The sequence below is a fragment of the Desulfobacca acetoxidans DSM 11109 genome, assembly GCF_000195295.1.
In the GTDB taxonomy this organism is placed as follows: Bacteria; Desulfobacterota; Desulfobaccia; order Desulfobaccales; family Desulfobaccaceae; genus Desulfobacca; species Desulfobacca acetoxidans.
Map to the genome: position 1 here is coordinate 1,117,447 of NC_015388.1, position 22,290 is coordinate 1,139,736.

Genomic DNA, 22,290 nt, shown 5'->3' on the forward strand with positions numbered 1-22,290 from the left:
GTAATACTTTTTGTGGTAAAATGAGTTATGTTCGGTTGTTTGGGCGAGGTCTGTCTCTGACTGCCAACCTGCGATGAAATTATACACATTTGGTTGTAAGGTTTCAGCATTAAAAAGCGGCCCGGATAAGTAGCCCTCCCCGGAAAACCGTTATTTTCTTTTTCATGCCCGATAATACGGTACGATTATATCAACTGCTGATGGCGGTTGAACCACGGCAGACGCCGCTGGAGCTTTATGGCCTGTCCCCGGCGGCCGCAAGCCTGACACTGGTCCGGCTCTGGCGCGAACTTCATCGCCCGATCTTGCTGGTAACTCCTTCGACCGGACAACAGGTCAGTTTCTATGGTGACTTGAAGTTCTTTCTGTCCGGCTGTCAGGAGGTTGTTTCCTCCGACGCCAGCACCTCGCCGCTCTATATCTTCCCGGAACATGAAAACTTGCCGTTTGTCGAACTGACGCCGGATTGCAAAACTGCCAGTCACCGTCTAGCAGCCGCTTATGCTCTGTCAGCCCGAATCAATATGCCAATCATCACCGCAACCCCGGCGGCTTTGTTACAGCCCCTTCCCCCACGGGACAAGCTATCGACAATAATCGAATATCTGGTGGTGGGAGAGGAGATTGATCGTGACCGATTTTTGGCCCATCTTCAGGCCGGCGGCTATACCAGGCGTCCCTTAGTGGAGGAGAGAGGCGATTACAGCGTGCGTGGCGGAGTAATAGATTTCTTTCCACCACTGAGCTCGTATCCTGTCAGGGCGGAGTTTTGGGGAGATACCATCGATTCTCTGCGGCATTTCAACCCTGCCACGCAGCGCTCTCTGCGCCATTTCGAAGATGCCATCGTCTTACCGGTAAGCGAGGTCTTCCTCGATTCCGAGACCCAAAAAGCCGCCAGCCGCCGCCTGCGGTCAGTTAAAGACCCTTTGATTCTGGAATACCTCCAGCGCCGGGAACATTTTCCCCAAATTGAGCGATACCTGCCGTACTTCTATGATAAAATCGAATATCTAGGGGACTATCTCCCGGAAAACTGCCTCGTAGGGCTCTGGGACCCGCTTAATATCTCCCAGGAGTTAAAACGGTATCTGGCAATTGAGAGCCAGGAGCGGCCCGGACTGGAACTATCTCAGGATGACTGGCAAAAATTTGAGGAGAAGTTTCAAACGCTCCATTTCCACACCGTCCCTTTCAGTGATCATTCCATTCCGACGCCAAAGGTTTTTCATTTTTCAGTTGCAGGAAATCAGGAGCTGGCGGCTTCCCTGGCAGCTTCGGCCACAGAGCCCGGACGTTTAATCGGACCGCTGGCAAACCGGTTGCAGCAATGGCGAGAGAGCGGTTTTCAGGTGATTCTAGTCTGCCGCAGCCGCTCTCAGGCAGAACGGTTGAGCCTGCTGTTAGCCGATCGTCAGGTTCCGACTGATCTTACCCCAAGTTTTCAATGGGATTGCGTTGGCGCCCTGCAATTGACCTGGAACGGACTTTCGGCCGGATTTCAGTGGCTGTCTGAGGCCCTCATCGTCCTCACCGAAGAAGAGGTTCTGGGAGCCTCCCGGGAGCCATCGAAACGCAAGACCACTCGCCCCCTGCAGTTCTTAACCTCTCTCACCGACCTTAAAGTTGGCGACCCGATCGTTCACCTTGACCATGGGGTCGGGTTATATCGTGGTCTGGTCAAGTTGGCGGTGGGTAGCGAAATAAACGACTTTCTCCAACTCGAATATTTGGGCGGCGACCGGCTCTACCTGCCGGTGGACCGATTGCATCTGGTCCAGAAATACATGGGGGTGGATGATAAGATTCCCCCCCTAGAAAAATTAGGCGGCAAGTCATGGGAAAAGACCAAAAAACGGGTTCGTCAGGCTGTAGAGAAGATAGCCAGGGAACTCGTGGAGCTGTATGCCGCCCGGCGGGTCCTGCCAGGCCATCACTTTTCTCCGCCTGACCCGGCCCTGCGGGAATTTGAAGCCACCTTTGATTTTGAAGAAACCCCCGACCAATTAGAGGCTATCCAGGATGTCTTGGAAGACATGGCCAGCGACCGGGTGATGGACCGGTTGATCTGTGGTGACGTGGGCTATGGCAAGACCGAGGTGGCTCTGCGGGCTGCCTTTAAAGCTGCTATGGACGGCAAACAGGTAGCTTTTTTAGTTCCTACCACAGTCCTGGCGGAACAGCACCTGGAGACTTTTAAAAGGCGGTTTCGCTCCTATCCACTCGAAATCAGAGCCCTCAGTCGGTTTCGAGCGTTTAAAGAACAGAAACGGATTTTGGCCGACCTGAGCGCTGGCAAGGTTGACATCATCATCGGTACACACCGGCTGCTACAGAAAGACGTCCATTTTAAGGAATTGGGTCTGATTATTGTGGATGAGGAGCAGCGTTTTGGCGTCAGTCATAAAGAAAAATTAAAGAAATTCCGCCAGACGGTTGATGTTCTGACTCTCAGCGCCACCCCCATCCCCAGGACCTTGCAGATGGCCATGACCGGCATCCGGGAGATGAGCATTATCAACACTGCCCCGGCAGAGCGCCAGTCGATTAAGACCTATCTGGTTCGGCCGAATGACAGCATTATCTGCGAGGCTGTTCGGAGAGAACTTGAGCGGGGCGGACAGGTGTTCTTCGTCCATAACCGGGTGCACAATCTTCCTTCTTACGTTGCCTATCTGAAGCGGCTGGTTCCGAAAGCCCGGATAGGCATGGCTCACGGGCAGATGCCGGAAAAAGACCTGGAACATGTCATGTGGCAGTTTTGGCGTCGAGAGATTGACGTCCTGGTCTGTACTGCCATTATTGAATCCGGCCTGGATATCCCGGCGGCCAATACCATCATTATCAACCGGGCCCACGCCCTGGGATTGGCCCAGATTTACCAGTTGCGAGGGCGGGTTGGCAGAGGGAGGGAACAGGCTTATGCCTATTTATTGGTTCCCGAGGAGGAACACCTGAATCCCGAGGCCCAGAAAAGATTGAAGGCGCTGATGGAATTCACCGAACTCGGGTCCGGCTTTAAAATCGCCCTTCATGATTTGCAGATCAGGGGGGCGGGCAATATTCTGGGCGCTGCCCAGTCCGGCCACATCGCTGAAGTCGGCTATGAACTCTACCTGCAATTGCTGGAGGAGGAGATTAACCGTCTGAAAGGCGAACCGAGGGATGAGACCCCCGATCCAGAACTTCACCTCCCCCTGGCGGCTTACCTGCCGGAATCCTATATTCCGGACATCGACCAGCGCCTGATGTTCTATCGGCGTTTAAGTGGTCGCTTAACCGATGGAGAGATCGATGGCATTGCTGAAGAATTACTGGACTGCTATGGCCCATTGATGCCGGAGGCGGTAAATCTGCTAGAGGTGGTTCGGGCTAAAGGGCGCTTGCGAGAAATCGGCATCAAGCGGTTGGAGATGAATAATGGGCTGATTACCATTACGTTTGCCGATATGCCCCAGATTGACCTGGATCGGCTCATCGCCCAGGTTCTGAAACAGCCCCGACTTTACCGCCTGACGCCGAATAACCAATTGCGGGTGCATCAACAAGACGACGGCGCCCCCCTCGATCGGCTGAAAAACTGCTTGAAAGAAATTGAATTTTTTGTTATTGGGGAAGAAAAAAAGAGAATCGTAGATTCTCGTGCAGTTCACAAGGAACTATCTCCATGAGACTTATTGCATCCCTTCTTTTCTGTGCCTGTCTGGCAATCCTGCCCGACGGTATGGCTGCTGCCAAGATTGTTGATGAGATCGTGGCACAGGTAAATGATGAAGTTATTACTTTATCTGAACTAGAACAGGCCATGAAGTACATTCAAGCCAACCCGGCAGCCGGCGCCAAGGTCAAAAATAATCAGGCCTTCCGACGACAGGCGCTTGAGATGCTCATCGACCGCAAGTTAGCCAAAGAAGAGGCTAAACGCTATGGCATTACGGTACCCGAAAAAGAAATCAAAAAGACCGTCGATGATATCAAACAGAAGTACGGTTTTACCGACGATGAGACACTCTCCAAGGCCCTGGCCAAAGACGGAATGACCATGGAGCAACTGCGGCAGCAGTTAATTGAGCAGATTCAGCAGGATCGTCTGATGCTCTCGACAGTGCGCAGCAAAGTTAAAGTCTCGGACGCAGAAATACAACAATTTTATGAGCAACGTTATCGTCAGGCAGACAACCGGGTTCATATTAAGATTATTAATCTGCCGGTGGCGGCGGGTAGCAGTGCCGAAGAACAGGAAGAAGTCCGGGCTTTGGCGGAAAGGATATTAATTCAGGCGCGCCGGGGCGAGAGCTTCGATAAGCTCATGGAGACCTACTCCAAATCTACCCCGAACGTTCCGGGAGGGGACCTGGGCTATATCCGCCAATCCGATATAGACCCGCGTTTTTTTGAGTTTCTGTCCAACCTGCGACCGGGAGAGATCGTGCCCCTGCGGGCGCCTTTCGGGTTCCAGATCATCAAAATGGTTGATGCTAAGGTGGGAAAGGCGAAGAGCCTGTCAGAGGCCAGAGGGGAAATCGAACAGATTCTAATACGCGAACAGATGGCCAAACTCTTTTCAGAATATCTCCAGTCCATCCGCCAGAAGGCCCATATCAAGATATTGCTCTAGACCTGATAAATCTATGAGGTCTTGGGAAGAAATCTATAAGACCTGGTTCCCTGCAACAACGACGGCATTCGAGTTAACGCATTATGTCTGATACCATTAATGGTTCTGTTTATATCGCCGACCTGCCCGACAAAGTTGGGCAGGAGGTCTCGCTTCGAGGTTGGCTGTATAACAAACGCTCGAGCGGCAAAGTGCGGTTCCTCATCCTGCGGGATGGGACCGGCCTGGTGCAGGGCGTCATGGTTAAAGGAAAGCTGCCCGAAACGGATTTTACCGCCTTCGACCGCTTAACCCAGGAATCATCGCTGAGCCTGGAGGGAGTAGTACGGGTCGAGCCTCGGGCTCCCGGTGGCTATGAGTTGGAGGTTACTGCGGTTCATCCCTTGCATGTTGCCTCGGAGTATCCCATCTCCCACAAGGAGCATGGGGTTGATTTTCTCTTGAACCACCGCCATCTGTGGCTCCGCAGCCCTCGCCAGCAGGCCGTCCTGCGGGTACGGGATGAAATTATCCGAGCCTGTCGGGATTTCTTCGCTGACCGCCGGTTTGTCCTGGTGGATACGCCGATCTTTACCCCTACTGCCTGCGAAGGTACCACCACCCTGTTTGAGACCGACTATTTCGGCGACCGCAAGGCCTATCTGACCCAGAGCGGTCAACTCTATCTTGAGGCCGCCGCCCTCGCTCTGGGACGCGTCTACTGCTTCGGACCGACCTTCCGGGCCGAGAAATCCAAGACTCGGCGCCATCTGACCGAATTCTGGATGCTGGAAACCGAAGTCGCCTTTGCCGACCTGGAAGATATCATGGCCCTGGCGGAGGCCCTGCTCTGTGCCGTTGCCGTCCGGGTGTTGGAAAACCGCATCGCCGAATTAACCTTCCTGGAGCGCCCTCTCGCCCCCCTCCAGGCTATCCGCCCCCCTTTCCCGCGCCTGAGCTATACCGAGTCCTTAAAACGCCTAACGGCTGCGGGTCATCAGCTCGCCTGGGGCGAGGATCTCGGCGCTCCGGAGGAAACCGCGCTCTCCCAGATGTACGACCGTCCGGTGCTGATCCACCACTATCCCAAAGAATGTAAGGCCTTTTACATGAAGCCGGATACAGTCGACCCCCGCACCGTCCTCTGTGTCGATGTCCTGGCGCCGGAGGGTGTAGGCGAGATTATCGGCGGCTCGCAGCGGGAAGACGATTTGGAGGCCTTACTTACCCGTATCAAGGAGCATCATCTTCCCCAGGAGCCTCTGGAATGGTACTTAGACCTGCGCCGTTACGGCAGTGTGCCCCACAGCGGCTTCGGTCTGGGCATCGAACGTCTGGTGACCTGGTTTTGTGGTTTGCACCATGTCCGGGAGGCAATACCATTTCCGCGCCTGATGGACCGCCTGACGCCGTAAGTCCGGGGATAGGAAACGGGACAATTTATCTGGAGAAGCCGTTAAAAAATAAGGGCGGGAAAGTGAAAGACATCCCGCTTCCTTGAGCCTGAAATAATCGAGGTTGGCGGTAGGTTTCTGATAGCGCCAAAAATGGGGATCTCAACATGGTCCTATCAAATATAATGGAAGAGGAACTTAATAAATATGCCGAAGAGATATCTGCTACCTTCAGCCTGCCCATAACCTTCAATCCAGAAGATCAATTGAAAACCCCCGTGGCCGGCCTGCTTAGACGCTCGGGGGCAGTGATGGGGGTGGCCATCGAGGTGGTGACCGAAATCCACGCCAAGGAATTGGGGCGGCCGGATATGGGGGTAGTGGTCGAGGGCCTGTTGAACGGCCATGTGGAATTAAAGGCTCCGGGAAAAGGGGCCAACCCCGAAAAGTTCAAAGGCGGAGACCGAGGCCAATGGGAAAGGTTCCGCAACCTGCCGAATCTCATATACACCGACGGCAATGATTGGGCCTTGTATCGCAGCGGCGCCCGGCAGGGGGGCGTGGTGCGCCTCTCCGGAGATGTGACCCGAGACGGGCGAAAGGCTGTGGGCGGCAACGATGCAGCCGCTTTGGAGGTATTGCTGCGGGATTTTTTCACCTGGCAGCCCATCGTCCCCGCACTGCCGGCGGCCTTGGCCCAGATGCTGGCCCCTTTATGCCGCCTGTTACGCAGTGATGTCTTGATAGCATTACAAAAGCCGGATTCCAACCTGAATCTACTAGCCGCCGACTGGCGGCGTTATCTTTTTCCCGATGCCGATGATCTGCAATTTGCCGACGCCTATGCCCAAACCCTCACCTATGCCCTCCTTCTGGCCCGCCTGACTGGGAAAGGCGAGGGATTATCCGTCCATGACGCTGTCACCACCATCCGCACCGGCCACCGCCTACTGGCCGATACCCTGAACATCCTTGGCGATCCCAAGGCCAGGGACGAGATCAAAACCCCGGTGGATCTGCTGGAGCGGGTCATCGGGGCCATTGACCCGGCCGCCTTCCTAAAAAAGAGTAAGGGCGAACCCTGGCTCTATTTTTATGAAGATTTTCTGGCGGCCTATGATCCAAAGATGCGCAAGGAACGGGGCGTATATTACACGCCGGTAGAGGTGGTACAGGCCCAGGTGCGCCTCGTGGCGGAATTGCTCACCGAGCGTTTTGAGGCGGATTACTCCTTTGTCAGCCCCGACGTAGTCACCCTGGACCCCGGGGCCGGCACCGGCACCTATATCCTGGCGGCGCTGCAACACGGGTTGCAGCAGATAGAGGAGGCCAAAGGGCCGGGTATGAGGGCCAAGGCCGCTGCGCAAGCCGCCCGGAATATTCATGCCTTTGAAATCCTGGTGGGACCCTATGCCGTGGCCCACCTGCGTCTGACTCAAGAAATCCTGGCCGAGGGCGGGCAACTGCCCGAGGACGGCGTCCACGTCTATCTGACGGACACCCTGGAATCGCCCCTCAAGCCCTTGCCCCACTTCCCTTTTATGTACAAAGAACTGGCGGCAGAACACCAGCGGGCCCAGCAGGTGAAGGCCGCGGCCCCGGTGCTGGTCTGTCTGGGCAATCCGCCGTATGACCGCCAGCAGATAGACCTGGAGAACCAGAAGTCGATTAAACGGAAAGGCGGCTGGGTGCGCTATGGCGATAACCTAATCGGCGACCGCCCGCTCCTGGCAGATTTCCTCAAGCCTTTAGAAGAGCTGGGTTGGATGGTGCACGCCAAAAACCTCTACAACGATTATGTCTATTTCTGGCGCTGGGCCTTGTGGAAGGTCTTTGAAAACAAGGGCGGCCCCGGCATTGTCAGCTTCATCACCGCGTCTTCGTATCTGCGGGGGCCGGGCTTTGCCGGAATGCGCCAGGTGATGCGCCAGATGTTTGACGAAATGTGGATCATAGACCTGGAGGGCGGCAGTCTGGGGGCGCGCAAAACCGAAAACGTCTTTGCCATCCGCACGCCAGTGGCCATCGCCATCGGGGTACGCCACGGCGAGCCGCAGCCGGAAAGCGCGGCCACGGTGCACTATACGAGGATCAGCGGGACCAGGCAGGAAAAGCTAAAAGCCCTGGCACAGGTTGAACAGTTCAGCGACCTGCCCTGGCGGGAGTGTCTGCCCGGATGGACCGACCTGTTTTTACCCACGAGCGATAAACCATACTGGAACTGGCCGCTGGTGACCGATATTTTCCCATGGCAGGAAAACGGGATTCAATTCAAAAGAACCTGGCCTATTGGCGAGACTTGGGAAGTTTTGAAAAATCGCTGGGAAAAACTAGTCAGAGAAATTCCGGGGAAAAAAGGTCTACTGCTGCGAGAAACAGAAGCCCGTAAGACAACAAGCACAATTCATGATCCAGTTAACGGTAATAATTTATTATCGCTGAATAATATTGATTTAGAGACGAAAGCTCCAGAAATAGTTCCTTACGGATATCGGAGCCTCGATAGAAGGTGGGCTTTACTAGACGTACGTCTCTGCGACAGGCCGAGGCCGAATCTGTTGAGAGCACACAGCAACCGCCAGATTTACCTTACCAGCCTGTTAACAGAGGTTTTGGGTAATGGATCTGGAGCATTGGCAACCGATCTGATCCCTGACTTGCATCATTTTCGAGGTTCTTTCGGCGGTGCCCATATCATTCCCCTCTGGCGGGACGCCGAAGCCACGGAGCCCAACATCACCCACGGAGTATTAGAGGTTCTCACCGACACCTACAGGTGGGACGTCACGCCGGAGGACCTCCTGGCCTATACCTACGCCCTCCTGGCCTCGCCGGAATATGTGCGCCGGTTTTGGGATGAATTGACCATTCCGGGGCCGCGGCTGCCTATTACAAAGGACGCCTCTTGGTTCAATAGGGCCGTGGAGCTGGGCCGTCGCCTGATCTGGCTGCACACCTATGGGGAGCGTCTCGTTCCCCCCGGCCAGAAACCCGGTCGGGTGCCACCGGGCCAGACCAAATGTATGGTGGGGACTCCGGCCGATCCCAAGAACTACCCGGAAACGTTTTCTTATGATGCGGCAGGGCGCAAGCTGCACGTGGGCCACGGGGTTTTTGCGCCGGTGGGCTCGGAAGTATGGGAGTTCAGCGTTTCGGGGTTCGAGGTAGTCAAATCCTGGCTGGCCTATCGGATGAAGAAGGGGGCCGGGAAAAAATCTTCTCCCCTAGATGACATCCGGCCGGAACGGTGGGAGTTCGATGAGGAGTTGCTGGATCTGCTCTGGGTGTTGGAACATACAGTGGCGATGTGGCCGGAGTTGGGAAAGGTATTGGATGCCATTGTGGCGGATAGGTTATTTGTTGCTAAAGATTTTCCCGAGCCGACGCCGGTGGAACGGGCGGCGAAGAAGGCGGCACCACTGTTCGAGATGGCGGACGGTTAGTATCTAGGCCCGAAGGCGGGAGAGCTTTGCTTTCCCGCCCCAATTATCATCCTAAGCTACTGCCTATATTAGGAAACGGCCGTACTGAGCAGATAGGCTTCGATGAAAGCATCTAGATCGCCGTCCAGGACAGCTTCAACATTGCCTTCCTCATGTTTGGTCCGGTGATCCTTGATCAGACGATAAGGCTGAAGGACATAAGAGCGGATCTGGCTGCCCCAGGCAATATCTTTCTGGGCATCGAGCACAACTTGGGCCTTTTCCTGACGCTTGCTCTTCTCCAACTCATACAACCTGGATTTCAGCACTCTCATGGCCAATTCCCGGTTGCGGTGTTGGGAGCGCTCGTTCTGCATGGAAACCACGATACCGGTAGGAATATGGGTGAGGCGCACCGCCGAACTGGTCTTATTGACATGTTGGCCGCCAGCGCCGCTGGCCCGGAAGGTATCGATCCGCAGATCCTTCTCCTGGAGGTCGATCTGGATGTCCTCATCCGCTTCCGGATAGACAAATACCGCAGCAAACGAGGTGTGACGGCGGCCGCTGGCATCGAACGGTGAGATGCGCACCAGTCGATGGATGCCGCTCTCGGACTTCAGATAGCCATAAGCATGAGGGCCGCTGACCGCAAAGGTGGAGCTTTTGACGCCTGCTTCGTCACCCGGCAACAGATCATATATCTCGGTCCTAAACCCCTGGCGCTCTGCAAACCTGAGATACATCCGCAGGAGCATTTCGGCCCAATCCTGGGCTTCAGTCCCGCCAGCACCGGCATGTATGGTTATGATCGCATCCTTGTCATCGTCCTCGCCTCCCAAGAGCATTTCCAACTCCAACTGCTGCAGGGCTCTTTCCTGCACCTTGAGATCAGTGAGAACATCGACAAAGGCCTGCTCATCAGTCTCCTCCTGGGCTAACTCCAGAAGTACTTCCAGGTCTTCAATCTTTTTGCCCTGCTCTTGCCACACGGTCAAGAGGTGAGTCAGGGCGCCGCGTTCTTTGAGAATCTGTGAACTTTGAGAGGAATTTTGCCAAAAATCGGGTTTGGCGGCTAGGACTTCTATCTCCGCCAGGCGGGCTTTTTTCTTTTCTAAATCAAAGACGACCTCGCAGTTGGGAATAGCGTTGAGAAAGGGTTGACAAACGATTTTTCAGATCAGCAGGGTTTATTAACATATACATCTCCTCATAAATAATGTCAGTTATAACGTCTGGCAGGCTAGCCGGCTGCAGTCAAGATGGTTGCCTGTGTCCCCTCAAACCTCTGTCCTATCTCTTCAACCTGCATATCCTTTCCGCAAGAGGGAAAAAGTAGGGGGGCGGACCTGAGACATCACAGTTAATCAGGGTTACCAAGCTGGAAAATGGTCACGCGGGGAACTGCTTTTAACGCATCTTATTATAAATAATATCATAGATTTTATTTGAATACTACAAGAAGTTTTCCCTGCCCCGGGAGCATATTAAAGGCGCTAAGGTGTGACCTTTGTGGAGTAAAAAATAGAGGAGTACTCACGGGCACTATTCCACCCAGATATTTTCAGCCTGGTTTTTATCCAGACAAAGTCTCAGTCCCAGGGCGGTTTCAATAATTATGGCGCATTCTTCGCCCATGCACAATGGGGGTAGGGGTTCTATTCCCTTTAAGCGCAGGAGAGTTTGAGGCCTGATACCGATTGTTCCTAAGTTCATATGAGCCCGTTTGCTTCCTAAAAGTTTCTCGACCTGGAAAGGCTCTCCCATGGGAGAGAGAGGTAGCTGACAGGATTCCCTGCCACTAGCCGGACGTCCCCAAATTTTTGTCGCCAAACCGCTCAGGAGGGCTATATGCCTTTTATCATCAACCAGACAAAGATAGCGCATGACCGGCAACAGGGTTTTGAGTTGAATTTCTTCGCCAATGACAAGTCCCAGAATAGTTAAGGACTCCCGGAGCTGCCGTCCTCCCCGAAAGTTGACAATCGCGGCCCGTTCTCCGACTGCCAGCTTTGCCAGCGGTATCTCCTTTTTATCTTGTGTGACGATAACCTTTTCGCTCATACCGCTGGGCAGGAGGACGTGCCCCTTGGAGGTCAGGAGGAACAATATGGGATAGCGGTTCTCTTCTTTTATTTTTGAAATTACCTGGCCTATTGTAATGCCCAGGTCGCGCAAATCTTCGAGTCCCTTCCCCAATCCGACTACTCGCAAGGGTGTATCAAAAGAAGCCTCCCAAAGCGTACTCATTTTTTCTCCTCTCCGCTTAGGCTTAAGGAGCGCATGAGAATCCCCACGGTAATGGAATTATGGAAAATCGAAGTGACCAGGGGAGAGATCCGACCCAAAAGCGCCAAAACCAATATTGCTGAATTCAAACCCGTGGCCAGGTAAAAGTTCTCCCGGGTATAGCTTATGGTCTGTTTGGAGAAGGAATAAGCCCACGGCAGGGGGCGCAGGTCATCCTTTTGCAGCAGGACCGAAGCGGTTTCCCGGGCCAGGGAAGATCCCTCCCTCAGGCAGATCCCCACATCAGCGCATATGAGGCCGGGGGCATCGTTGGCTCCGTCTCCGATAAATGCCACGGTTTCGCCCTCTTTTTTCAGAGAGTTGATAAACCCACCCTTCTCTTCCGGCAAGAATTCCCATTTTACTTCATCGATCCCTAATTTTTGGCCAATGGCCTGAGCGGCTTGGCGGTTGTCACCGGTGAGCATAATAATTCTCCGGGCGCCAAGGTCTTTCAGGTTTTTTATGGTGTCTTTGGCTTCAGGTCTCACGGTTTCGTTCAAGGCCAAGAGGCCGATGAGCTTGCCCTCCTCGGCGATATAGAGGATGTTATTGCCGGATTTATATAATTCCTGTTCCGGGACGTCAGCCGGGAGACAATTGATACCCTCATCATCCTCTAAAAAATGTCGGCTGCCCACCAGGATTTTCTTTCCTGCAATGATCGAGCTGACCCCATGAGCGACAATATATTCGGCCAGGCTCCGGGGAAGAAGTGGGACCCCTCTCCTGGCGGCTTCCTGGCTTAAGGCCTGAGAGAGAGGATGGTTGTAAGGTGCTTCGGCGGTGGCTGCCAGACTTAATATTCTTTCTTCGGAAGACGCCCCGTCGAGGGGGATAATTTCACTCAACTGCAGGGAACGCTCGGTCAGGGTGCCGGTCTTATCAAAGACGAAGGTAGTAACTTTAGAGAGCTTCTCCCAGGAGCGGCCATCCCGGACCAGTATCCCCTCGGTCGCAGCGCGATACATACTGGCCCGCAGGGCAATAGGAGCAGAGAGTTTCAAGGCACAGGAATAATCTACACAAAATACCCCGGCAGTTTTCTGCACATTTCGGGTAAGGGCAAAAACCCCCGTCCCGAGGCCGAAGGTGAGAGGTACCAATTGATCGGCCAAGGCCTCGCTCTCCCGTTGATACGGGGCTGGCCGCTGGATGGCGGTGGTGATAAATTTCCCTATTCTGGCCATGGTGGTCTCGGCTCCGACCCTTTCGGCCTGATAGGTAATATGGCCTTCCTCGAGCACGCTGCCGGCCAGGACCTGGCTGCCCGGCTGCAGGTGCACCGGAACATATTCGCCGGTAATGGCAGACTGGTTGGCCAAGGCGTCTCCTGACACCACAGTCCCATCCACGGGCATGAGTTCTCCGGTATGCCCAATGATCAGGTCACCGACCCGAAGCGATTTGACCTCTACCTCCACTTCCTGGCCATCCAGATTAATCCAGGTTTTGTCTACCGGCGGCTTCAAGAGCTGGCGCAACAGCCGGTGAGACTTTCTTTCGGTGCTGTCCTGCAAGTACTCCCCTAGGGTGAGCAAGAAATTGATGGCATTGGCAGTAAGATAATCCCGGCGCAGCAAAGACAGGGTAACAGCCGTGGCATCAAGAACTTCTACCTTCAGCCCCTGTTTGACAAGTGTAGAGATCCCTCCCCAGACCAGCGGGAAGCAGGAAATCCAACTCAGCACCGGCACCAGTCGATGGGGAAGGAGAAAGGTTAACAGCACCATGGCGCCGCCGCGGTAGACATCCCCCATATCTGTCTGTTGTGCCGGCTCTATTTCCTCGCCCAGGACTTCCATCGGTAGAGACTCCAAGGCCTGGAGAATCCTAATTTTTGCAGGTTCCCCGCCGGTGAAATGAACCGACAGCGAACACGCCATGGCATTGACCCGGACCGCGGTCACATCCTCCATTGCCCCCAGGTAGTCCTCCAGATAGGTCTCATCAAAAGCCGGATCACACAGAAAATGAGCTCTTAAACGGAGGCGACTTCGGGTTTCATGGACTATCTGAAATACCATTACTCTTCCCTAACGATAGAGATTATGGTGCCAGATCGAAAAGCCAATCAGAGCGGCTGCCGCCCACAGGTGGAGAGTCCTGGCCCCCCGGCCTCTCATAAAACCGGTAACCGCCAAAGCTCCCATGGAGCAAAGCATGGCAGTTTTTGCGGCACTGCGTTTTTCCTTTAAGGATGCCTGCAACATATTCTTCTCCTGGGCAAATCAGGTAACCCTGGCTACTGCTGGTTATTTTTCCGATCTGCGAACCATAGGTGCAGCTTAGTCACTGCACCTAAGTCCGCAAATAGTTTTTCGAAGCAGGTGCTCGGGTAACTCAGTGTTTGCCAACTTCTTACCGCCAACTGACAACCATCCACTGACCCCCTGATGGTTAGGTTTCTTCTGCGGCAGCCTGCATTTCCGCTCGGACATCCCGGGCCTGCTCCTTTAATTCCTCCACTCCTCCCATAATAGAGTACCAGAGCGAGGCCGCCCCCCTGACGACCGCCCTCTGCACCGTGGGATTGGCGACCAGGAACCCCAGCAAAGCGCCAATGACAAAGCCCTTGACATAGCGAGCTTCGCCGAAATTTATCCAGCCATCAAAATAACCTAACGGAACCGGATTTGCCGTTTGGTCCTGGTACTGCTGGTATTGTTGATACTGAGGAGGATAAACCTGTGGTGCCGGCATATGATGATGTGGTGTAAATGACATTGATCCCTCCGTGATGTTTTACTTTTTTTCAGAGGCAACGGCAGTATCCCAGAGATACTTGGTTCCGGTGGCAGTAGCCACGAGGGCCAAAAAACCCAGAATTCCCGTGGCCCCCAAGGTACCCGCGACCGCCGCCGCCGCGGCAGAAGCAATTCCACCTCCGGCGGCCTCTTTAAAGGTATTTCTTATTGCTTCTTCCCGGGTCATCTCGCCGGCTTTGACCAGACGAATGCCTCTGGCCGCAGCGCCGGCTCCCACCGCCACAGCCCCCACGACTCCGGAGACTAACGCCATTCGGGGCACCAGGGGAGTAACCGGCCGGGTCGGATATTGATAGTAGCCCGTATGAGAATGCTTCATTATTGTTCCTCCACTATTTTTTCTCTTCTTTGCCACCGAAGAAATGGGTCCACATGTTGCCGAGGGACTCTTTGACGGTATCGCTGGTCAACACCACCGCCACCACGGCGCCAAGCAAAGCGCCTTTCCAGAAATCCCCAGAGCCGCTGTCCAGCCACGAGGCCATACCGTCCCAATTAGGATTCCCGTTGGCCAGATCACTGAGCATGTTAGTGATCCCGTAGCGATGCTCCTGAAATTTGGGATGACCCCCCATCATCCCGCCGGGATGGCCTGGGCTATATCCGCCACAACTGCAACCGGCCTGGGCCATCGGGCCCATATCGCCATAGCCATAAGGAGGCGTTACAGGAGGCCCATAAGGCGGTGTGCCACCATGTCCATACGGGGGAGCGGCGCCATGCCCATAAGGCGGCGTGCTGCCGTGCCCGTAAGGCGGAGCGACTCCATGTCCATACGGGGGAGCGGCGCCGTGCCCATACGGTGGTGTGATCCCGTGTCCATAAGGCGGAGTGCCTCCATGAGAGGGACCGGCCTGACCGGGTCCCATCATCTGAGGGCCGCCCATCCCAGGTCCCGACATCATGCCACCGGGGTGCGGACCGGGCATTCCTGAGGACCCTTCACACGAGCAGCCTGCCTGACCGTGAGCTGGCCCCATCATCTGTGGACCCCCCATACCATTGCCGCCTCCTGCTTCCGGCCCCATCATCTGAGGGCCGCCCATCCCGGCTCCATCCCCCATGCCGCCCGCCATCGGCGCCGGTCCGGGATGCATACCGGGGTTCTGACCCTGAGGGGGCATTTCTGGCCCGCCTCCCGGTCCCGAATCCGCCTGTTGGCAGATATTAGCCCAATCTTTTTCCATCCTCTTCCACCTCCGTCTTCTGCTGGTGAGAAAGTAAGCGATTAATAAAGCGCACTGCTGAAGCTTCCGTGTTCAGAAATTCCTCCCATTGTCCGGGGGACAATTTTTTCGGGTCATAAGTAATAACTGCGGAAAGTGCTAAGGTGTTTATATCTATGCTCTTAATTCCATTTCCCTGACACCCTGCCAGGCTTTTCAGACGGGAAAGATCGATATTGCCGATATCTTCAATCTTATCAAAGACATTTGCTGATAATCGCAATCGTATCCGGCCGGGGATATGGTGGGCCACTGTAACCAGAGAACGAAGTTCCAACAGACTATTTAGATCCACTGAGCCATCCTTTTCCTTCCAGAAGCGGAAAGAATAAATAAAGTTTTTACCGGGCCGCCCTTCACTCTGAACCGAAAGGGGCGTTTGGTAGGACACAACTATTTGTAACTTTAATGAATCGCCAGAGTGTCTAACCGTCGGGAATCCGGCAGTTGCGTTTCTGCCTGGGAGTCGGCATAAGTCTCATTGGATTGTGGGGCAAAAGTCAGCAATCGGCTGGAGTTGGCCATAATCCCGAGACTGTGGGCCACGTGAAAAAGACCGGCCAACACCGGAGGGAGAAACCCCAGAATACCTAAGCCGGCTCCGATAAGATCGGTGCTGGTTGCCAGCCAAAAGTTCTGGTAGACGATTTTCAGGGTTTGCTGGCTCAATTCCCGGAGATACAGTACTTTTGCCAGATCTCCGTTGGTAAGCACGACATCGGCGGTGGCCAGGGCGATCTCCGAGCCTCCGCCGCCTACGGCAATGCCGATATCCGCCTCCGCCAGGGCCAGGGCGTCGTTTACCCCGTCTCCCACTACCACCACCTTATGCCCGTTTCCCTTGAGCTCATTAACGACCCGGGCTTTATCCTCCGGCAGTAGTAAGCTGTAGTGGACGTCGAAAGGCAGATGTCGTAACACCTGGCGCGCCACTTCGGCCTTATCCCCCGTGATCATCACGGTTTTTTTCACCCCGCGGGCCTGGAGGGCCTCTAGCAACCCGGCGGCGCCCCTTTGCAGGTGGTTATCGATGCCAATCAGGCCTAAAGTGGTATCCTCCACGGCCACGTATACTATTGTCTGTCCCCGCGCCTCGGCTTTTTGAGCTTCCCTCGTCAGGACAGGAACCAGATGAATGTGCTCCTTCTCTAAAAATCGTTCATTGCCCACCAGTACCTGTTTGCCCTGAACCTCGGCTCGCACCCCTGATCCCAGGATATAATCGCACAGAGCATGGGGGAGAGGTCGAACCCCTTGCCGTTGGGCCTCTTGTTTGATCGCACTGGCTATGGGGTGTTTGTTGTGTTGTTCGGCTGACACCGCCCACTCCAGCAGGGTTTCAGGTTTTGTACCATTGGCCCCCAGAATCAGGCTCACCTGGGGCTGACGGGGGGTAATGGTGCCGGTTTTATCGAAGCAGTAAGTATCGGCAGTTCCGACTTCTTCCAGATAACGACCGCCCTTGATCAAAATTCCCTTGCGCATGGCCGCATAAAGGCCGCTACTGATGGCGCTGCCGGCAGCCAGAGCCGTAGCACAGGGGCACGCCATGGTCAGCATAACGGCAAAAGTTTTGGCAAAGTTGGCTGTGATCAGGTAGGTGGCCCCGGTGGCGATAAGACCGGCGCGCAACATCCGTTCCCCCAGCTTGTCTGCCACCCTTTGCACCTCGGCGCGATTGGACAGGGCCTCTTCAGCCAGTTTTAAGACCTGCCGCAGATAGAGATCCTCTCCCACCCTCTGGGCTCTGACCGTGATGACTCCTTCCCGGATATAGCTGCCGGCAAAGACAAATTCACCCGCGGCCTTTTTTTCGGGCTGGAGTTGGCCGGTGATATGGGCGGTATCCACCAAAGCCGTTCCATGGATTATCTCACCATCTACCGGCACCCGCTCGCCGCTGTGCAGAACGACCTCATCCTTAACCTGCAGGGCGTCAAAAGGTATTTCGATTTCTACGCCTTCTTGAAGAATAAAGACCTTTTCCCCGGCCAGAGAAAACAGTTCTCTGATCTTTCTCTGGGACTTGTCTGCCAAATAATCTGTGAGCAGATGGGAACCTTCTTCTATCCACAGCACTTGTAAAGCCGCCAGCGCCTCGCCGGCCCCCACCGCGGCCAGAGCCGCCCCTCCGATAAAAGTCTCTAATGAAATTCCCGGCTTGTCTTTCCTTTCCGTCAGGCCGGATTTCAAAGTTGACAGTGAAGAAAGGCCCGCCACCAGGCCTAAGACACTAAAAGGTCCCTGGGCAATGGCCTGCTTCAACAGAACTTTTTTGATGAACACGTATCCCATGCAGGCTGTGAGCCCGAGAAAGCGGGCCATAGAACCTCTCAGGCTCTTGGGGCTCCCACGCCGGGCAGGAATAGTAAGACCTTTCACTTTGAAAAATCCCTTGACCTCGGACAGCACCGCCGGCTGCGTGATTTTCTTCGGATAGTAGCGGATGACCAGACTGTTGCTTTTTACTCGCCGTTCTACCGAAAAGATAGCCTTCTGCTCTAAGAGATACTGTTGCAGGTCTCTAAGCAGACTACCTTCTTCCCGCCGAAGGGATATTTTTAGGCGCAGGCGCCCTGGAATGGCATGGCAGACTTCGTAAACCATAATTCTCCTGCTCGCTGGGGATAAGCAGCTATCGGGATGTGACGTGTCCCCGGATGCAAAGGTATTTTTAGAAACTAAGACTCAATATCAATAGATTTTCCAACGAGTCATCATCTTCCCAGAATCACAACGAAGTATGAAAACAGAATCGTGGCAGCTGCTCACAATAATGCTTTTTCGGCTCACCGCTCACCGCTCACTGCCCTGCCCACGGCTCACGGCTCACTGTTTTTATACAAGTGCTCATGTTCTGCCGAACACAACGAAGCATAAAAACAGAATCGTGGCGGCTGCTCACAATAATGTTTTTGCTGCTCACGGCTCACGGCTCACGGCTCACTGTTTTTATACAAGTTGGCTCATCCGGTGCGGCAATTGTCAGACCACCGCCTGAGATTGTTTTTTTAAGGGAGAGTTGGAGGGTCAAGGGGAGGAGAAAGATTTGGACTCTCTCCCCCTCTGAACATTAAATCCCGCTTCCCACCTGGTAAACCATAACCGCAATGACATATGCCAGCACGGTGTTAAAAGCCACGGCAAACAAGGCCCAGTTCCAGGAGGATTCTCGGGCCATGGCCACCACGGTCACAAAACAAGGGGCATAGAGCAACACAAAGATAATCAGGGATAGCACCGCCGGAATGGTCCAGTGGGGGTCAGCGGCAATCTTTTGGGTCAGGCTTTCGGGTTCTTCCGGGTCCACCGTTCCTAGGGAATAGGCAGTGCCCAGAGTGGCGACAATCACCTCCTTGGCGGCAAACCCGCCGATGAGAGCGATATTGGTCTGCCAGTTGAAGCCGGCCAGACTCATCACCGGTTCGATGGCGTGCCCCAGGCGCCCGGCCACCGAATACTCCAATGCCGCTTCGCTCTGTTTATCGGCGATTTCAGATAGTTTCTCCTTGAGCAGCTTATCTTTATCCTCGTCCGACAGGTTCTCCCGGGTGGCTGTTGCCGCCACCTCCTGCTCCGCAACTGCCTTTTGCTGTTCGTAATTTTCGACCTGGTTGGCAGGGAGCTGGGGGAAGGTCATGGCCGCCCAGAGCAGGATGGCAATGGCCAGGATGACGGTGCCGGCCTTCTTGAGATATTGCCAGGTGCGGTCCCAGGTGTGGGTCAGCACGCCACGCAGGGTGGGGAGCCGGTAAGGAGGCAGTTCCATGATAAACGGAGTGGATTCCCCTTTGATCACCGTCCAGCGCAAGATTCTGGAAACTACCAGGGAGGCGGCCCAGGCGCCCAGGGTAATGAAAAACATGATCTTGGCCTGGCTCTGCTCAAAAAAGGCCCCTACCATTAGGACAAAGACCGGGATCTTAGCGCCGCAGACCTGAAAGGGGGCCGTGATGATGGTGGCCAGCCGTTCTTTGGGGCTCCTCAGGGTTCTGGCCGCCATGACCCCGGGCACGGCGCAGCCCCCGGGCAAGCCGCCGGAGATAATCAGGGGCATGACCGAGGCGCCGTGCAGACCGAAGACGCGCACCACCCGGTCCATCATGTACGCCACCCGGGCCATATATCCCAGGTCTTCGAGAAAGGTGACCAGGGCAAACATGATCAGGATGAGCGGCACAAAGCTCAGGACACTGCCGACACCGCCAATGATGCCGGAAACAATCAGCGATTGCACTAACCCTTCGGGTATCAGACTGGTAAAGGTATCCCCCAGCCAGCCGAAGAAGACATCCAGCCACCCTTTGGGGTATTCTCCCACGGTAAAAGTAATATGGAAAATGGCATACAGTACGGCAATCATGATCGCCGGCCCCAGCAGTTTGTGGGCCAGCACCTTATCCAGACGGTCAGACTGGTCAAAACGCTCGTGGGAGGCGGTGACCAAAACGTTGGGCTGCCGGAGCACAGAGTTGATAAAACCATACCGGTGGTCGGCGATAATGGCCTCGGGGTAAGAGTTGAAGTTTTTCTGACAGAGCTCTTCCACCGTGATGACCATTTCCTCTAATTTACGGGAGATGGAACCGGTCTGTCGGCCGGCGGCCATAATCTTTTCATCTCCTTCCAAATACTTCAGGGCGATCCAACGGGCGGGATAGCGCTCGGTCATAAAGTTGGCCGCCTCAATCATGTGGGTCATGCCCGCCAGGATGGGATCAATGTCCGGTCCGTAAGAGATTTCCAAGGGTTTCCATTCATGGCCGGATTTTCGGGCAACGGCGACTGCCTCCCGGACAATATCCTCTTTGCCATCGCCTTTGCGGGCCACGGTTTCCACTACTGGAACCTGCAATAACTCACCTAAACTCTTACTATTTATCCGGATGCCCTTCTTTTTTACTTCATCCATCATGTTCAAGGCCAGGACTAAGGGAATTCCCAGTTCCATGAACTGCACTGCCAGATAGAGGCTGCGTTCCAAGGCGGTGGCGTCTATGATGTCCACTACCACGTCCACCTTCTCATCCACCAGAACCTCACGGGCCACCACCTCTTCCAGAGAATAGGCGGTCAGAGAATAGGTTCCCGGGATATCGATGAGGTGTACCTCCTTGCCGTTATGACGGTACGAACCTTCTTTACGCTCCACGGTTATGCCGGGATAATTGCCGACTCGCTGATGGGCCCCGGTTATGGCATTGAACATGGTGGTTTTTCCGCAATTAGGATTGCCGGCCAGGGCTACCGTGATATTTTCCGCCACGATTAACCCTCCGTCTCCACCGTGATGTGGTCGGCTTCACTATTGCGCAGGGCCATGGTGAAACCTTTCAACCGCAAGGCCACCGGGTCCAGGAGTGGCGCCCGGCCGACAATCAAGACTTCCGTGCCGGGCAACAGCCCCATGTCCCTGATTCGCCGGCCCAATTCTTTGTTGGCGGCCACCGTTTTGATAACCGCGCGCTCGTTTAAATCCATGTGCCGCATTGACTTCACCATCGGTCTTCTCCCTTTTAGAGCATTTATTTTTCCCAGATCAAGTGTAGCTGAACGCTTTCCTGTGTCTTAGGGCAACTCCACTGTAATGGCAACCGCCTCTTCGCGGCGCAGAGAGAAATGATAACCCAGGACCTTCACCTCCACTGGATCACCATAAGGCCCCAGTCTCTCAACTTCTGCAACGATTCCTGGAATGAAACCGAGCTCTTGGACCCGTTGGCCTGGACTACTGGAGGTGTCTACGGAGAGAATTATTCCTTTTTCGCCAGGCTTAAGCTCATGAAGCAGTAAAGTCCGCGGCTTTTCTTGTTGTTGCCGTTCCTCAAAGTTTTCCAGGCATTGAAAAATGCACTGCTCACATTGTCTCCTTTGCGCGGCATCCTGGCAGAAACGTTGAAAATCCTGAAGCCACTCTCTGCCACTGCGAGGGCAGATATCGAGAAATTCCCCAAACTGGATGAGCCGGTCCACAATAACCCCCGGTATCGCACGTTCCATCAGGTAGGCGGCTTCTTCTGCGATTTTCTGGTCAATTCCGAGTATCTTGACGAAAAATCCCTGGAGGACTTCATGACAGCGCACCACCCCCTTGGCAAGAATGATGCCTTCCGGGGTCAGTGTGATCAGGCCGTAGGGAGTGTAATTAATGAGCCGACGCTCCGCTAACGTCTTGAGAGCTCCGCTTACTGTTGACTTGTGTAAATTCAAATAGCCGGCAATATCCTTGACCCGAGCTACCTGATTTTCTCGCTCCAGGTGATAAATCGCCTCCAGATAATCTTCCATCCTGGCGTTTAAGCTCGTTTCTCCCGTGGTTAGTTTGTCTTCATCCGGAAAGTCCTTCATTTTTAAGATTATCCCCTACAGGGGCGGGATATCCCCGTCTCTACAATCAAGATTTCCGCTTTTCCCTTGGTGCTGCAAAGAGCACCGCCGCAGTTTCCGGATGAACACTAGTTCTTAAGTTTGAATTATATAATTAAGTTTTATAGTTATAAATGTGTTTGGCTTTATAACAAATGTTTTGCTGATAAAACAATAGAAAAAACGAACCTGGATGTCAAGCTTTTTTTTGAGAACCGAAAGCCCTGA

Annotated in this window: 16 protein-coding genes; 4 read left to right on the forward strand and 12 right to left on the reverse strand. The window is 54.4% G+C overall.

The window, feature by feature from the left end; genetic code table 11:
- The first annotated feature begins 200 nt into the window (after nt 1-200).
- The 4 genes from mfd (at nt 201) to DESAC_RS04825 (ending at nt 9,434) form a co-directional block, all read left to right on the forward strand.
- Nucleotides 201-3,671 carry a transcription-repair coupling factor gene (gene mfd / locus DESAC_RS04810; protein WP_169311508.1) on the forward strand — a complete coding sequence of 1,157 codons (3,471 nt, stop codon included), beginning with the start codon at nt 201-203 and terminating at the stop codon, nt 3,669-3,671.
- A complete protein-coding gene (locus DESAC_RS04815; RefSeq protein ID WP_013705951.1) occupies nt 3,668-4,618 on the forward strand; it encodes a peptidylprolyl isomerase in 951 nt (316 codons plus the stop codon). Before mfd ends, DESAC_RS04815 begins: the two co-directional genes overlap by 4 nt.
- Before the next feature lie 83 nt (nt 4,619-4,701).
- Nucleotides 4,702-6,012, forward strand: a complete 1,311-nt coding sequence (gene asnS / locus DESAC_RS04820) for an asparagine--tRNA ligase (protein ID WP_013705952.1) — start codon at nt 4,702-4,704, stop codon at nt 6,010-6,012.
- Nucleotides 6,013-6,158: 146 nt separating this feature from the next.
- Nucleotides 6,159-9,434: a type ISP restriction/modification enzyme gene (locus tag DESAC_RS04825; protein ID WP_013705953.1), complete on the forward strand. Its 3,276-nt coding sequence runs from the start codon at nt 6,159-6,161 to the stop codon at nt 9,432-9,434.
- 68 nt (nt 9,435-9,502) lie between these two features.
- Here DESAC_RS04825 and prfB read toward each other — a convergent pair.
- The 12 genes from prfB to DESAC_RS04880 form a co-directional block, all read right to left on the reverse strand.
- A protein-coding gene (gene prfB / locus DESAC_RS04830) for a peptide chain release factor 2 (protein WP_013705954.1) occupies nt 9,503-10,613 on the reverse strand; the annotation gives its coding sequence in 2 pieces (ribosomal slippage) (nt 9,503-10,534 and nt 10,536-10,613; 1,110 coding nt in all).
- A gap of 345 nt (nt 10,614-10,958) precedes the next feature.
- A complete protein-coding gene (locus tag DESAC_RS15060) occupies nt 10,959-11,663 on the reverse strand; it encodes a ferrous iron transport protein A (RefSeq protein ID WP_013705955.1) in 705 nt (234 codons plus the stop codon).
- On the reverse strand, nt 11,660-13,729 hold the full coding sequence (locus DESAC_RS04840; protein ID WP_013705956.1) for a heavy metal translocating P-type ATPase: 2,070 nt from the start codon (nt 13,727-13,729) through the stop codon (nt 11,660-11,662). The genes DESAC_RS15060 and DESAC_RS04840 overlap by 4 nt, the downstream gene beginning before the upstream one ends.
- Before the next feature lie 9 nt (nt 13,730-13,738).
- Complete coding sequence (locus tag DESAC_RS16235) at nt 13,739-13,915, reverse strand: hypothetical protein (protein ID WP_013705957.1); 177 nt, start codon at nt 13,913-13,915, stop codon at nt 13,739-13,741.
- A 187-nt stretch (nt 13,916-14,102) separates the two neighbouring features.
- Entirely contained in the window at nt 14,103-14,429 is a 327-nt protein-coding gene (locus tag DESAC_RS15065; protein WP_013705959.1) for a hypothetical protein, read from the reverse strand.
- A gap of 18 nt (nt 14,430-14,447) precedes the next feature.
- On the reverse strand, nt 14,448-14,789 hold the full coding sequence (locus DESAC_RS15070) for a magnetosome protein MamC family protein (protein WP_013705960.1): 342 nt from the start codon (nt 14,787-14,789) through the stop codon (nt 14,448-14,450).
- Nucleotides 14,790-14,802: 13 nt separating this feature from the next.
- Nucleotides 14,803-15,657, reverse strand: coding sequence for a hypothetical protein (locus DESAC_RS04855; protein ID WP_013705961.1), 855 nt, complete (start codon nt 15,655-15,657; stop codon nt 14,803-14,805).
- Entirely contained in the window at nt 15,638-15,919 is a 282-nt protein-coding gene (locus tag DESAC_RS04860) for a hypothetical protein (RefSeq protein WP_148231187.1), read from the reverse strand. Before DESAC_RS04860 ends, DESAC_RS04855 begins: the two co-directional genes overlap by 20 nt.
- A 182-nt stretch (nt 15,920-16,101) precedes the next feature.
- Nucleotides 16,102-18,303, reverse strand: a complete 2,202-nt coding sequence (locus tag DESAC_RS04865; RefSeq protein ID WP_013705963.1) for a heavy metal translocating P-type ATPase — start codon at nt 18,301-18,303, stop codon at nt 16,102-16,104.
- A 466-nt stretch (nt 18,304-18,769) separates the two neighbouring features.
- A complete protein-coding gene (feoB, locus tag DESAC_RS04870; protein WP_013705964.1) occupies nt 18,770-20,962 on the reverse strand; it encodes a ferrous iron transport protein B in 2,193 nt (730 codons plus the stop codon).
- A gap of 2 nt (nt 20,963-20,964) precedes the next feature.
- Nucleotides 20,965-21,198, reverse strand: a complete 234-nt coding sequence (locus tag DESAC_RS04875) for a FeoA family protein (RefSeq protein ID WP_013705965.1) — start codon at nt 21,196-21,198, stop codon at nt 20,965-20,967.
- Between the two features lie 66 nt (nt 21,199-21,264).
- Entirely contained in the window at nt 21,265-22,044 is a 780-nt protein-coding gene (locus DESAC_RS04880) for a metal-dependent transcriptional regulator (RefSeq protein ID WP_013705966.1), read from the reverse strand.
- Nucleotides 22,045-22,290: the final 246 nt, after the last annotated feature.